7 protein-coding genes are annotated in these 15,318 nt (G+C 47.5%); all 7 read right to left on the reverse strand.

The genetic code is table 11. The annotated features are described in order from the left end of the window. Positions 1-4: 4 nt before the first annotated feature. Entirely contained in the window at positions 5-3,160 is a 3,156-nt protein-coding gene (locus tag HPS56_RS11580; RefSeq protein WP_172276747.1) for a SusC/RagA family TonB-linked outer membrane protein, read from the reverse strand. Then, positions 3,160-4,779, reverse strand: coding sequence for a fasciclin domain-containing protein (locus tag HPS56_RS11585; RefSeq protein ID WP_172276750.1), 1,620 nt, complete (start codon positions 4,777-4,779; stop codon positions 3,160-3,162). The genes HPS56_RS11580 and HPS56_RS11585 overlap by 1 nt, the downstream gene beginning before the upstream one ends. Positions 4,780-4,819: 40 nt before the next feature. Then, the gene (locus HPS56_RS11590; RefSeq protein ID WP_253952459.1) at positions 4,820-6,742 is read right to left on the reverse strand and encodes a fasciclin domain-containing protein; all 1,923 of its coding nucleotides are present in this window, start codon (positions 6,740-6,742) and stop codon (positions 4,820-4,822) included. Between the two features lie 37 nt (positions 6,743-6,779). Continuing rightward, a complete protein-coding gene (locus HPS56_RS11595; RefSeq protein WP_172276756.1) occupies positions 6,780-8,465 on the reverse strand; it encodes a RagB/SusD family nutrient uptake outer membrane protein in 1,686 nt (561 codons plus the stop codon). An 11-nt stretch (positions 8,466-8,476) separates the two neighbouring features. After that, positions 8,477-11,770, reverse strand: coding sequence for a SusC/RagA family TonB-linked outer membrane protein (locus tag HPS56_RS11600; RefSeq protein WP_172276759.1), 3,294 nt, complete (start codon positions 11,768-11,770; stop codon positions 8,477-8,479). A gap of 16 nt (positions 11,771-11,786) precedes the next feature. Next, on the reverse strand, positions 11,787-14,288 hold the full coding sequence (locus HPS56_RS11605) for a hypothetical protein (RefSeq protein WP_253952460.1): 2,502 nt from the start codon (positions 14,286-14,288) through the stop codon (positions 11,787-11,789). A gap of 415 nt (positions 14,289-14,703) precedes the next feature. Continuing rightward, on the reverse strand, positions 14,704-15,318 hold a 615-nt coding region (locus HPS56_RS11610; protein ID WP_501981710.1), incomplete at its 5' end, for an apurinic/apyrimidinic endonuclease family protein.

A 15,318-nucleotide genomic window follows, 5' to 3' on the forward strand; every position in this document is an offset into this window, starting at 1 on the left:
ATGATTACAGATTGATATTTACACCTAAAGAGAATGTACGTCCGGCGGAAAGGAGTCCGCGGTCGATGCCATGTGTAAGCACACCACCGGTCATTCCACAGTCAGGATCACCGCCAAGATAGCGTGTTATTGTAAACAGATTAGATGCATTTCCCCATATCGTAATACCCTGCAGATATTCACTCTGTACAGGAAGATAATAACTCAGTGTAACGGAAGCGAGCTTCAGGTAGCTGCCGTCCTCTATCCAGCGGTCGCTGAAACGACTGTTGCCAAGTGGGTCCTTATATCTTACACGTGGGATGTCGGTAACCTGTCCTTCTGTGGTCCAGCGGTTTGCTGTAGCCGTTGTCTGATTGAGGAAATAGCTTCCGCCTTCAAGAAGAGAACGCTGGTAGTTGAATATGTCATTGCCCAAAGAGTAATTGAACACCGCGTTAAGCGTAAGGTTCTTCCATGTGAATGTTGTGAAGATGTTTCCATAGGCATCCGGATTAGGATCACCAATCACGAAACGGTCATTATCGTCTATCACACCATTGTTGTCGCGGTCTACGAAACACATATCACCGCCCTTGAAATACTCGCGGTTGCCATTGCCTTTCACGATATACTTGCCGTCGGCATCGGCGTCTGCCGTAGTGGCATACACCCCGTTGGTCTTCCATCCGTAGAACACTCCTACAGGTTCACCGACCTTTGTCAGCACCGTAGCTCCGTAGATGTCGGTCTCAAAAGGCTTGTTGTTGTCAGGCAATGATGTAATCTCATTCTTGTAATGTCCTACAGACGCTCCTATCTCCCACTTGAAATCCTTCAGGTTAAGGGCCTTCACGTTTACAGAAACATCAAAACCGCTGTTCTCAAGTTTTCCGTCATTGCTCCAGTTCTTTGTAAGACCGCTTGTCCATGCAAGACTGTGGAGTGTAAGAAGATTTGAGGTCCAGCTCTTGAACACATTGAAACGCACGTTCAGACGGTTGTCGATAAAGCTACCATCAAAACCGGCCGTAAAACGCCTGGTTGTTTCCCATTGCAGTTCCGTATTGCCGATATTTCCTATAGAAATGCCATCGGCGCTCGGGGCTGAAGAGGTACCAAGCATCGTGTTTGCGACGAAATAGGTCTTTGACGCCGTATAGTCGATATCGTCATTACCTGTAACATCAAAACCGACGTTCAGTTTCAGATAGTTGATTCCAGACAATCCTGCCATCCATTTCTCGTTAGTCATCACCCATGATGCCTCAACACTCGGGAACAATCCCCAAGGCACGTCAAACAGACGCAGGTTGCCGGCATCCTCGCCAAAGCGTGAAGAGGTCTGTGCGGAAAGTCCGGCACTGAGATAATACTTACCTGCAAAACTATAATCGGCAAGACCGTACCATGTTATCTCACGTACACTGTTATCCACTCCACCCGTACGCTGGAATCTCAGCGAGTTGCTCATCTGCGGTGTCTTGTCGTTACCAGTGTCGAAACCGCTCTGCTTGGTGAGCTTGTATTCTGAAGATAGGAATCTCATACCTCCGGAAACAGATACTGTATGCGCACCGTAACGGTTGTTCCAGTTGACACGCGTATCACTCTGTATGCCTGTCTGGCGTGAGGCCAAACTCTGGGCAATGTTATGAAGCGCGGCGTTTTCATCATATTCATCCTTGCTGAAAGTTGGCACACCCTGCATCGGCAGATAATAGTTCTCGTTGGTGTTGACAAGAGACAGTGTGAAATGCTCCATCAGTGAAAGATGATTGTTTATCCTGAACTTTGGCATGACAGAGAACATGATAAGGCGGTTGCCGAAAGTGTTTCTGTTCTTACCTTCTCCATGCTTAAGGATGCTGAGCGGATTTGCCAAAGAATTGTCACCGCCAATATAATCGTCAGCCTCTGAAAGATAATGACTCAGATTGCCTTTCTTGTCATAAGCATAAGGAGAAAGGAACGGAGCCTTTGCCAATCCAAGGAATCCTGGAGCCGTCACGATATTGTCAAGCGGATTAACGATTGCACCGTCATCACGCAAATTGCGGTCGACATCGCTATAGAACGCATCGAAACGCACATTGAAGTTCTTAAATACTTCGATATCACTGTTAAGACGCATGTTAAAACGCTTATAGTCGTTGTTTTCCAGTGTACTGTTGCCTATGGAATATCCTACGGAAAGATTGTATGTGGCAACGTTGTCGCCTCCCTGTACGTTGATTCCGTAATTCTGTGAGAAAGCATTGTCGTATACCAGGTCTGCCCAGTCCGTCTGGTTGTGATACTTCTTATAGTAATAATAGTTCGGATCGGAGTTGAGAAAGTCATACGACCCTACATGACTTGTCATTTTAGACAGGAGCTGTGTTGCATACAGACGGTACCCTTCGGCATCAAGCATATTGGGCAGGCGCGGTGTAAGCTCATAGCTGCCGTTGACGGTCACATCAATCTTTGTCGCCATGCTCTTGCTGCGCTTTGTCTTTATTACGATGACACCGTTGGCTCCCTTTGCTCCATAAAGGGCAGTTCCGTTCTTTACCACATTGACACTCTCAATATCGTTTACATTGATATTGGAAAGTATATTGTTGAAATAACCGTCGTGAAGCATCGCCTTGTCATACTGCATATCCATTATCACATCATCTATGACAATGAGCGGATAGGCATTTATCTGCAAAGAGTTGAGACCTGCGATCGTCATTATGTTTCCGAGTCCCACATTACCTCCGCGTGACACAGAGCGCACATGCGCGCCGAGACGCTGTTGTATCAGCGGGTCTATGCTCACCTCCGATGTGTTGTCGAATCCTGATGCCGTCACGGTTACTGCAGCCTTTGTCTCCGGACTGTAACCGGCAGTGAATGTTGAAACGTAAAGACGCCCGTCGGCCTTGCCGTCGGATATGGCCGTCTGCTGATAGTTATAGCCGTCCACTTTCATTCCTACGGATGACGTGTATACCGGCACTTTAAACTCATAGTGTCCTTTCTCATCCGTCATGGCGGTATAACGGGCATCGCCGTAAGCCTCAACAATGACACCGGCTATCGGCTTTCCTGAAGCAGCATCGGTCACACATCCGCTCACTGTCTTCATGTTTTCCTGCGCTGTCGCCGCGATAGAGGCAAACAGCATTGCTGACATAACATATTTTTTCATTATTCTTCAGATTTAGAGGTTCGTGGCCTGAGATAAATACAATCGAGATACATTTCGCGGTTGTACTGTGAATTTTCACGGGCAAGAATAGAACAGGTAAGCTGGACGCTTATCTTTATATCCTGCTGGTCATAGTTACAGGCTGGGAACTCGAAGTTTTCCGCAAGCACAATGGTATCAACCTTGAGAGGATCGGATATGAACTGTTTGTTGCCGCAGTTGAATGTCTTCTTGTTGCCAAGCGTATCAACATAATTTATTGTAGCCTTGAACTTGCACGGACGCAAATCGGGTTTCACATTGTCTGCCACTGATTTCGGAAGCAGTATCGCGCAGATATCATATTTCGCACTCAATGTGTTGTTTACACGATATGTCATTGTCCAGTTTGAAGTTGTCTTCAATGCTACGATATCAATATATCCGCCTTCGGAAATACTGTCTGCCGAGAGCCTGCGGTTTGTATAGTTACAGTCTTTATTTGCCGTGATAAGAGACTGGTTCTCACCTTCGCTTCTCAGTTCGGTAAAGAATGTTTCCTCCGGAGTGAAAGGCCATTCGGTTGTCTTATAAAGAATACCATTGCTACACTCTTCCGGAACGGCGGAGCTGAGAATGCCTCCCGGCTCAAACGGTTTGTAGAATACATGATATTCCGGCTCGTCCTTGATATACTGCACGGATTTCAGCGAATCGTTCACAGACTCATTGGTTGTCATACTGAAAATAGCATCGTCAAGCAACGCACGGTTCGTCCAGTAGCGCTGTATGGAATCGGCCTTGAGCACTTTCTTGTCATAGCGGTAGTACTTGCTCGCATTGTTCCATGCCTTGTCCCATCCTTCTGAAGAAGGCACCACCATCCAATATGTAGAGTCTTCCTCATTGATTCGGCCTATTCTGTCCAACATCTTGTTGCGCTTGTAAACAACCGAATCCACATACACCGGCACACCGTCTACGATTCCGCCCGACACTGACGCGTCGGCATCGAAATAGTCTTCATCGTAAGAACGTAGGAAAGCCCCTATACCGCTGAACCCTTCAATATCGCATACATACTCATACAAATTGCGAACAAAAGGCAACGGCCGCTTGCTTACATGCAATATACCGTTCTTCGCATGGATATTGCTTTCATAAAGACCGACACCAGCTATTCCGTCCGATTCGATACTGACATGCTTTGAATTGAGCAGCCTCATCCTCGACTCAGCAGGCATTACGCTGGAAAGCGACCTGGACACATGGTTCATCACAAAGGTATTCTCCACGAGAGAGTCACCGGTATTTGTCTGCGTAAGATTTATCAGGGAATCCTTGTTGAAAGTGTTGTTTACAGGAGCGACAACGGTAAAGGCCTGTCCTCCGTCAAGCAACTCCGCATAGCTCACCGGAGTCTTCTTGTGCTGGCGGAACACCTTGGTATTCTCAAGCACTTCACAAAAATCCGTCAGCCTGCCGTCGGCCTTCATCTGAGACCACAACGACTTTCCCGTTCCGGCTTCGCTTTCGGCTCCCTCGTAATGGTCGTCCCAGTCAGAACATCCGGCGAGGGCTAACGGACAAGCAATCAAGGCGAGTCCCGTCAACTGATATATTATATTGTTTATCTTCATAAAAATTATATTCTTGAATAATGATTATAATTAATTGACATTAATGAGTGTCCTCGCCTTCCGGACTTCCGTATACGCTCTTCGGACAAAGCTCTATATAGTCGAACGACCAATAAGCGTTGGGGTCCTTCAACACCTGGCGGAAGCGCAAGTAGTTCGGTTTGTCCGCCTGAAGATACTGTGTGGCAAGAACACGGCGCAAGGTCCAGCTAAGATCACGCAAAGTCTGGTCGGAATCCCACGGACGGTAACAGTCAGGAGACTTCATATAACCGCGGTTGTGCATGGCCTTGTCGTTAGCAACATTCTCTTCTTCATCATCCGTATCCGCAACCCACCCAATTACCGGATCCGGACCGTATACACGGAGGTCGACAGGTATACCGCAAGGCTCATTGTTCAGATAAACCTGTACTACTCCACGCTCGGCATTGGCAGTATATCCAAGACGGATTTCGTAGGTTCCGTCCGGTACCGGCGGCAGCTTTATCGTAAGGTCGAACACACCGCTCACACAGACAGCATTGCCTTCGTATGAGTTCCAATATCCTACATCACTGTGAACACCGACGTATGTACCTTCACGCGCCTCCCAATCTGTGATATATCCGTTCTTGAAACCGGTAAGAAGGTCTTCACCGTAACGTCCGCGGCCGTTGCAGTTCATAAAATCGGGGCTGAGAGCCGTGGCGTCAATGCGGATGCGGCAGTTGAGCACCTTATCGCGCACTTCAGGAGTATAGGCAAGTATTCTGTCGACATAATGATACACGCCGTTGAGGGCATTTTGGTCTATTGTTCCCGACTCTGACGGTGACAGCACCTTCACGCCACGCACTGATACATTGTTCTGCAATCCTTTCCTGTTGATGAACAAACCTGCAGACGGGCCGCAGAAACGCATGATTGTTCCCGGACACATTGTCTCATAGAACTCCTCCGGGTCGCTTACGGATGTAAGCCAGCAGTGCTCGCGCATCTCACCTGAGCATACCCAGCTGTTGTACTGTCCTATACGCGGCAGAAGATGGTAGCTCACGAAACGGTTGAGAGGATTCTTGCGGTGTGTGAAGTCATCATCATACAATCCGGCATCCTGAGGATATGTCTGGTCGTAAACCTGTTTCGCGTATTCTATAAGTCCGTGTATGTCGGTTATTCCGGCTTTCGCGTATACCTCATCCGGCTCGACAAAGGCGGTATACTTGAAATAACGCTTTTCCGGCCAGAACGAGCGGGTCATCAGCGCGGAACCGCTCGTACACCGTACCATAACGCCCTCATGTACCGAGTCTTCGCCGCATGAATATGTCTCGTCAATATACTTGGTAAGGGAATCGGCCATACCGGTAAGCTTCAATGCCTCGGAGAATATGGTAAGCGTGGAATCATCGGCTATCTTGTCGGCCAACAGGAGGTTGGTTGCAGATATCACATTGTCGAGACTGTGTACCACACCGTTGGTCACAGAGTCGTCACGCGCAACCATTCTCGATGTCTTGTTCACATAATAAATGAGTGCATTGTTGTTCATCACGTCCGAATCGGAAGACAACACGATATAGGCATCGTCCATATTAAGCTGTGGCAGTGTGCCCTCGCTTATATCCGTTGTGAAGAACGCACCTTTCTTTATGATATGTGTGCGTGCGATGGTATCGCATGTCTCTGTGGGAATATTGTCCACAGAGCCGTAGCCGGAACGTTCCAGATAACGCCTTATACCGTCGTTGTTCGGAGCAAACACAGTGAAATCACCGTATGTACCCAACATTGAAAAATAAGGCGTACGCTTCAGTATCTTGTTAAACTCACTGAACTGCTCGCTGTTTTCCTCAAGGAAACCTGCTGCGGTCACCTTCGTAGATGAATAATAATTCATAGGAATGTCATCATCGTTACAGCTCACAAGAGCCGCAATGAGACAAAGACACGAGCAAAGAATTATTTTATTTAATTTCATTGTCATAACTGGAAAAATTATAAATATCTCTGTTGTTTTACTTGGTCAACTCAGAATCTTCTCCTGTCATATAAGCCGGATTCTGCTTAAGGAACGGATTGGCCTTAAGCTCGCTCTTTGCGTATGGGAAATATATGATGTTCGGATTGGCCAGCTTTATCTTTATGGCGTTCACGTTCTCCAAATATTTACGTGAGGCAAGAGTCACAAGACGATCATTGTTGCCGTCACGACGTGCAAACCTTACCAGATCAAACCAACGTTTACCCTCAAACAAGAACTCACGGTGGCGCTCTGCGAGCAACAGTTCCTCCATTGTCTCCTTTGAAGACACATAGTCGGCCATCTTCAACGTATCGGAACGTGACGTAGTGGTCACGTCATTGGCACGCTTGTTCAGGACATTGATAAGGTTGAAAGCTCTCTCATAGCCGTCCTCACCGCCTTTTTCGATCTCGGCCTCCGCCTTCATAAGTATCACATCAGACATTCTGTAGAATATCCAGTTTGACTTTTCAGGACTTCTCGTGTATGTCAGGACAAGTCCAAGGTCTTTCTCAGATGTGATATTCTGATTCTTGAAATCGACTCTCGAATATACATACTTGCCTATCATATAACGTGTGCCGTCACCCATTACGCTTGAATAGGCACGGGCGTCTGTTTTCTTGAAAATAGTATGGTTTCCCAATGCCACATCCTTACGCAGGAAGTCAGGAGCGCTCAGATGCCCAATCGACAGATTCTCGTTGCTATAGAACTTTCCTGTCCACGTGTTCTGCCGAGAGTTATTTGTAATGAAATAAAGTTCAAAGAGACTTTCAAACGAATTGCCCTCACCGAATATCTCATAATACGAGTTTCCGCAAGTCGTGCTGCCCACAGGCTTGTCAAGTATCATCGGAATATCACCGAAAAGGGCAATATTGTTCGGCTTGCCGTAACGTAGCACAAGGTCGTTGTACTGCTCGCGTTTAAAGTCGAGCACAAGGTCGCAATAGCGTATGCAGTTATCATAGTCGCCTTTCCAGAGATACATATCGGCCAGCAACGCATATATTGCCGGACGTGTTATGCGGCTTGAGTTCTTATATGCGTTGTTGCTGTCGTCGGCATAGTAGCGGCGTACGGCATAATCCTTCACTCTCTCCAAGTCTGTGATGCATGAATCAAGCACAGCATCAAATGAAGATGCCGGAATCTTGAAATTCTGTGTATCGTCTATACTCGGCTGTGTGGAATACGGAACATCGCGGAAAGTACGTATAAGATAGAAATAGCATAACGAGCGCAGCGCTGACGCCTGGGCTATGTCGGACCTCATCTCGTCCTCGGTATAGTTAGGGTCGATGGCATGCACTCCCGGAGCATAATGACATACCGTGTTGCAACGGTTTATAGCCGTATATACCGATGACCAGTTGCAATAAGGGTTCGATGAAAGAATGTTCTCCTTAAGAATCTCATTCACCTCATTAGGAACATTCGTACCAATACGCATGTTCTCAGAACGAATCTCTCCCCAAAGTCCGAGACGGTTGATACAGTCGCTTATTTCAAGTGCCTCGTAGCACCCGTTCACCGTACTGGTGACATCGCTTTTCTCCGTCCAGAAATTCTCGAGCACCACATCATTAAGAGGCAGGATATCGAGGAAGTCGGAACAGCCTGTCAATCCAAATGACGCACTAAGTGCTATTATTATATTATTTATCTTCTTCATATCCTAATCATTTAAAATTGTACAGTAAGACCGAATGTGAATGATTTGGCACGCGGTGTCTTGGCATTATCTGTCACAAGTCCAAGCGAACCGTAAGAAACCTCAGGATCGGCACCCGAATACTTTGTAAGACAGAACAAGTTGTTTGCAGACAAATATACATTAAGCATGCTCAAACCTATTTTCTTTATAAACTTAGGCTCAAATGAATAAGACAGCTGTGTATAGTTCAGACGTACAAACGAACCGTTCTCCACAAACCTGTCGGAGCCAAGCCAGTTGTAACCTGTCTGACGTAGCGCACGGGGTATCTCAGTGATATCACCTTCCACGCGCCAACGCCAGTTCACCGCACGGCTCTGGTTGTTGTTTGTATACATATTCTCGGCATTCATGCGGGCCGCATTAATGATCTTGTTGCCGAAACGGAAGTTGAACTGGTTGTTCCATGTAAGACGTCCCCAAGACAACTTGAAACCGAAACCTCCGGTAACCTTCGGCAAGGAAGAACCGAGGTATACGATATCGAGTTCGTTTATCTGTCCGTCATGGTTAACATCCTCATAGATGGCATCACCGCCCTTGAATTCGTATTCGGCAGACGTACCGTAGCAGAATGTCATGGGCTTGGTCCTGTTATTCTCGTCAAGGAACACCTTTCCGTTCTCGTCGCGTACTACAGGAGCATTCGGACCGCTTACGCCCGGTACTTCCGTCTCGGAATATTCAGAATACTGATAAACGCCTTTATAGCGGAAACCGTATATACTTCCCAATGCACGGTTCAACTCTACACGTGAGAGGTATGAGCCGTTGCCGCGGTTAAACTCTGTGTTGAGCGTGGAAAGACACGTTTCCTCCATCTCGGTAATCTGGTTTTTGTTGTTTGCAAAAGTGATGTTGAAGTCGAGACCGAACTTTCCTGCCTTCACAATACGGTTACCGTTGATATTGAACTCCCAACCGATGTTCTTCATCTTACCTACATTCTGATAGGCGAGGTTCGGGAAACCGGAAGACGTAGGAATACCCCTGTTGGCCATCAACAGGTCGGTGGTATATTTTGCATAGACTTCCACATTACCCGTAAGACGCTCGTCAAAGAATCCGAAATCGACACCGAGGTTGTATGTCTCAACCTGCTCCCATTTGAGATTCTTAAGCTGTATGTTCTGCGGATGTATACTACCCTCGCTCATATATCCTCCACCGTTGGCATACTTGCTGAAATACAGATACTCCGCGTTGGGCTGCTTACCTACGATACCCCATCCCGGACGCACTGAAAGCATCGATACCCAGGGAAGCGCTTTCTGGAACCATGGCTCCCTGCTTATGTTCCATCGCAAAGACACGGCCGGGAAATTACCCCAACGCTGGTCCGGACCGAACTTCGTGCTTCCGTCACGACGTACCGAGAAGTCGAATGCATAACGCTTTTTATATGAATAGTGCATGGAATACGTAAAGTATATGCTGCGCCACTGTCCGCTTCCGGTGTTCATCTCCGCTATAAGCGATGGCGCTCCCGGACTTGTGATGCTTCCCGAAGGCAGTCCCCATGTGACGGTGTGCTGTGAATTTGAATTACCGTCTGTAAGCTGACCGCGCAACATCATTGACAAAGAGTGGTCCTCATTATTGAAATGAGGGAAGAACATAAGGGTATGCGTTGTGGTCACACCAAGACTCTTGGACGAGTTTGCCGTTGTACGGTTGCTCTGCTTGTTCTGTGTGTCATTCCATCCGCGTGTATTAAGCGAAGACGGCATGAACATATCCTCATATTTGTTGAAGATATTGAACACGATCTTTCCCTCGTATGTGAGCTTTGTCTTATCGTCGGTCAGTCCGAGCAGATTATATTTCAGCTTGAATTCCGGCACGATATTATAACTCGTCTCGTCATTCTTCGCAAGATGGGCCACCGCCACCGGATTCATGTGGTCGAGCTGGTCACGCAACGCCCCGGATATCGACGGAAGCATGTTGTAATACTCTCCGAGATCATTACCGTTTCTGTCCTGCTCGTATATAGATACGTTAGGCATGCGCACGTATGCCGTGGCCAGAAGGTCGGAGGCGTTTTTCTTGTTCTTGGTGTAAGTAAGCGCGATGTTCGTCTCTATCGCTATACGGTCGCTCACGCTATAGTCGAGGTTCACACGTGAGGTGAAACGGTCGAGCTGCTGCTTGATGATAGAACCTGTCTCATGGTCATATCCCGCAGCAATACGGAACTTCGCCTTCTCGCCTCCACCGGTAAGGGCAAGCGAATGGTTCTGTCGCCATCCGGTCTGCTTTACGGCTTTCAGCCAGTCGGTATTGTTATTATACATCTCATACTCAGAGAACGACGGGTCGTAATTAAGTTCCGGGATATCACTCGTGGCGTTGCTGAGCCGCGGATTGAAATATTCCTCCTTAAGCAACATGGTATACTCATCACCGTTGAGCATCTTATATCCTTCAGGCTGATATGTACCTGTCAGACGGAAAGAGTACGCAACCCTTGTACGGCCACGCACACCGCGCTTTGTCTTTATCTCTATCACACCGTTTGCGCCCTGTGAACCCCAAATGGCCGTTGCCGCGGCATCCTTTAACACGGAAATGCTCTCGATATCGTCAGGATTCACATTAAGCAGTTCGGCAAACTTCTCGTCGTTGGCAGACTGGAAGTCAAAGTCGTTTGCATTTGTCTCCCACACGTTGCCGTCGACAACAATAAGCGGTTCGCTCGAGCCGTTGATGCTCGAAACACCGCGCAGACGCATTGATGTTCCGGAACCGAGGTTTCCTGAGTTTGCCACAATATCAAGTCCGGCGATACGTCCCTGGAGAGCCTCATCGACAGTGGTTATGGCCAGTCCTTCAAACTCTGCCATATCTATACTCTGACGTGAGGTTGATATTTCATCCATAGGCACGGCAAGTCCGGAGCCCTGTGCCCTGCGGCGTGATGTCACCGTCACTTCTTTTATCTGTGTGGCGTCTGAAAGCCTTATCGAAAACTTTGTCTTGTTTATAGGCAATGTCGTTGTCTTATATCCCACGAAAGATACACGCAGGCGGTTTTTCGGACTCTTCAGCTTGAACGAGAAGTTTCCGTTCATGTCTGTTACAGCAGATGCCACAATACGGTTCGCCGCATCAAGCTCAACCACATTCGCCATCATTACCGGCCCAAAAGCATCAGTCACTGTTCCGCTGACAATGTCACCGGCCTTCTGTGCCATGGCACCCTGACAGAAGCACAGCCCCATACAGGAGTACAACAGTACTTTTTTTATCTTGGTATCCATAATTATTCTTTAACTCTTAGTTCTTTATTAATAACGGCTGGTCAATGAGATGTACCACTGCCGATGACGTTGTCTCTATACGGCCTGCCTGTGTCTTGTCTATGCCATCATACTGATACTCACGGGCCATACGGTTGTAAAGCCGTTCATTTGAAATGAGCACGTGACGTGTGTTTCCCGCTTCGTCGCGTATAACGATGCCGTTTTCATCCAACTTTGATGTAAGACGGTGGAAACGTCCTGTCTCCGGATTTATCAGCGCAGTCTCATAATCGCCGCTCTCAGCGGTCGCCCCGATAAAGAGGGCATTATCCTGCAAATGATATTTCACGAAGTCTACTATCGCAAGAGAGTCGCGGGTCTTCTCTGCTGTAAGACCGGCCTCCTCCCATGCCTCGACCTGCTCCCATGTGGGAAGCTTGCCTTGCTGCTGCAGTGCCCTTATACTCTCATTGGTAGGCACATACACAGTATAGTGATAGGTGTTGAATGTCGATATATTGTCACCTCCGCATGCGTTGCGGTTAAGGTGTATCTGTTCGATGAGTCCTGTTCCGTCAAGAAGATCAAGGAAAGCGGAATACTCTTCCTGGCTCGCAAGAACGTCACGCACAGTATGTCTTGTACCCATGATAGGCGCTCCGTCGAGTATATATGTCTTGCCGTTACCTTTTTCTGTCTGGTCATATATATCCGCAACCACGAGCGGACGCCCCTCGTTTATCTGATAGCTGCCCTCAACGGTCATGCCTCCGACACCTGCCGCAACGTTGTTGACACGGATTTCCGTGCCGCCTTTCGTACGGTAGTATGTCTTGCCGTCCTCAACATTACCTATTACTATATGTGTGTTGAGAATGTCGTTAAGCCTGTTCTTTACCTGATCGGTAGACGCACGGCCTATGGAATCGAGCACCTCGCCTGTCTCTATGTCATAATTGAATATGCCAGCCCAAACCCTGTCGCTCTCCGGTTTGGTCGGGTCATAATGGAAACGGTAGAGCTGGGTCTTGTTCTTTCCGTACGAACACGGATCTATGTATTCAAGCATAGCATGGTTCGTAGGCAGGAAGAAGCTATAGTAAGAGTTAAGTGAATTCAGATATACATTATATTGCAACTGCTCGATACCCCAGTTCAGGATATTCATGGTCTCGTTGATAAGCGCCGGGAAGCTCACGCTCACGTATGCCGTAGGGGAATATACGCAGTCGGTAAGATAAACGGCACCGTTGCATCCGAGCCATACGGAATCCACTGACTCAACCGTGACACCCATCGGGTCGTTGGCATCGTTGAGGATGTCCTCGAACTTTGAAGGCACCGAAGAGATAAAGGATGTAAGCATGTTGTTGTTTATAAGCTTTGCAACAACATTGTCCGGAACATTGTCCCATGAGCCGTAGTAGTCTTTTAACACACGGCCTGCGCCTGTGTTCCAATATTCGTCCATTGCCTTGTTGCTCGGAACCATCATCACAGCCATGTCTCTTTCCATCGCGACATTGCCTCCGAGATCATTGTTTCCGGCATAATAGGCGTTCCATTCGGGATCGAACAGCAACTGTCCGCTTACAGGCGTATTGGCAGGGGTAAGATTAAGATTCTCTCCTTTCTGTGATTTCTGGGAGAAGAAACGCTTCTGGAACAGTGAGTCGCTTGTTCCATACATATCATTATATCTAACGTTCATCTCCTCACCCACCCAATAAGGAGCGCAGAAACGCTCCAGCAATGAGTTGAACTGGCTGACGTTTTCCTTGCGGGCAATAATCTCCGCCATATTCGGCAGGGGCGTGACCACCTCGGCCATCCTATGGATGAATCCGTTCGAACATTTGATGTTCGGCTGCTCAACCTGCACACCGTTGACACTGGCATCACCCGGCTTGCGGTCAGTGGTATGATTGTAGAGGAAATTGTAGTCATCGTTGGTGATACGCTTCATCTCAAGCATCTTCTCGACGAAATGTATCAAAGGCACCGTCGAGTTGTCACCCATACATACAATCTTACCCGCTTCCCTGTATGGTTTCCAATAACGGTTATCTGGCATGTGCTCAGAATCAAGCACCATAATGGAGTCGTAAGGCGAATTTGATGCAAAACGGCGCATACATTCGCCCTCGATAGGTCCCTCGACACTTGAAAGGCTGTTGAGCTGCATAGAGTTGTCAAGCATGTTGCCAAAAAGCAACATCTTTTTCTGCGACTCTGTCAAATCCTTGTAACTCCTCACGCCCCACGTGTTGTTGGCATAGAAGCGTCCGAAAGCGGCATCGTCCGCAACAAACAGAGTCTTTGAACCTGTCTTGCCCAACACATTCGTGTAATTCAGATCTCGGATAATCTGCACAGTATTGGTGTAATCGCCTTGATCATCGAGCCAACTGTAAATGGAAGCCCCCCATCCTGCGGGTGTCTCCTCATCCAAGTCATACTCCGAACAAGACGTCGGCCCAACTGTGCCTGCCATCAGCACGACACCGGCCAACAGCCAATGTCGGCTTCTTCTCATGAATTGTTTTTCGGTTTTCATGTTTCTTATTTGATTGTTAGTTTCTATTTTCTCAAAATATCAAAGTCAGTCAGAATCCTCACTAAGATTATTAAAGAAAGATTGTTATTTCTGCAAAGTTATAAAACATCAGTATTTAAAACATTTTAATATGTCTACATCATTTTTCTAATAATCCCAACATTTTAAAATATGTCTCATTTACTTTCAAATATGTTTCATCAACGGTTCTCAGGGCCTTTTCCGCAAAATAACCTAAAAATAATCCTATAATTATTAATAACAGACAATGAGTATAAAAACAGTATATGACTGCCTCAAATAATAAAAGAAAGAATCCCCCTACAACTCTGATTACTCTTCAATCATAGGCATAGGGGGAAATACATTTTAAATCACGATAGCTCAATATTGATTACTTCGTATAGAGAGATACGATAGTCTCATACTTCTCCTGCTTGCCGCTGGTGAGCTTCGGCTCCTCAACCTTCTTGCCGTACTCGTAAATCTGCTCCAGGCTAAGACGGCCATCCTCAAAGTCCTTGCCGATACCGCTGTCAAAGCTTGAATAACGCTCCTTAAGCATTGCGGGAAGCTCGCTCTCCTCGAGTATCGCCGCTGCGTTGAGAAAGGCACGGGCCATAGCGTCCATACCGCTGATGTGGGCGATGAAGACATCCTCGGCATCTGTAGAGTTGCGACGGAGCTTGGCGTCGAAGTTGGAACCGCCGTTGCCAAGACCACCGTTGCGGATAACCTGCATCATGGCCTGGGTCAGCTCGTAGTTGTCGATGGGGAACTGGTCTGTGTCCCAGCCGTTCTGCGCGTCACCGCGGTTGGCATCGATAGAACCAAGCATGCCGTTGTCTACTGCCACGGCAAGCTCGTGCTCGAAAGTATGGCCGGCAAGAGTGGCATGGTTAACCTCGATGTTCACCTTGAAATCCTTGTCAAGACCATTTGCACGAAGGAAACCGATCACAGTCTCTGTGTCCACGTCATACTGGTGCTTGGTGGGCTCCATGGGCTT

Source organism: Xylanibacter muris, from assembly GCF_013166605.1.
In the GTDB taxonomy this organism is placed as follows: domain Bacteria; phylum Bacteroidota; class Bacteroidia; order Bacteroidales; family Bacteroidaceae; genus Prevotella; species Prevotella muris.

Bases quoted from the DNA above. Each gene is read 5' to 3' on its own strand.
- HPS56_RS11595 (WP_172276756.1), bottom strand. From the start codon at position 8,465: ATGAAGAAGATAAATAATATAATAATAGCACTTAGTGCGTCATTTGGA.
- HPS56_RS11580 (WP_172276747.1), bottom strand. From the start codon at position 3,160: ATGAAAAAATATGTTATGTCAGCAATGCTGTTTGCCTCTATCGCGGCG.
- HPS56_RS11600 (WP_172276759.1), bottom strand. From the start codon at position 11,770: ATGGATACCAAGATAAAAAAAGTACTGTTGTACTCCTGTATGGGGCTG.
- HPS56_RS11590 (WP_253952459.1), bottom strand. From the start codon at position 6,742: ATGAAATTAAATAAAATAATTCTTTGCTCGTGTCTTTGTCTCATTGCG.
- HPS56_RS11585 (WP_172276750.1), bottom strand. From the start codon at position 4,779: ATGAAGATAAACAATATAATATATCAGTTGACGGGACTCGCCTTGATT.
- HPS56_RS11605 (WP_253952460.1), bottom strand. From the start codon at position 14,288: ATGAGAAGAAGCCGACATTGGCTGTTGGCCGGTGTCGTGCTGATGGCA.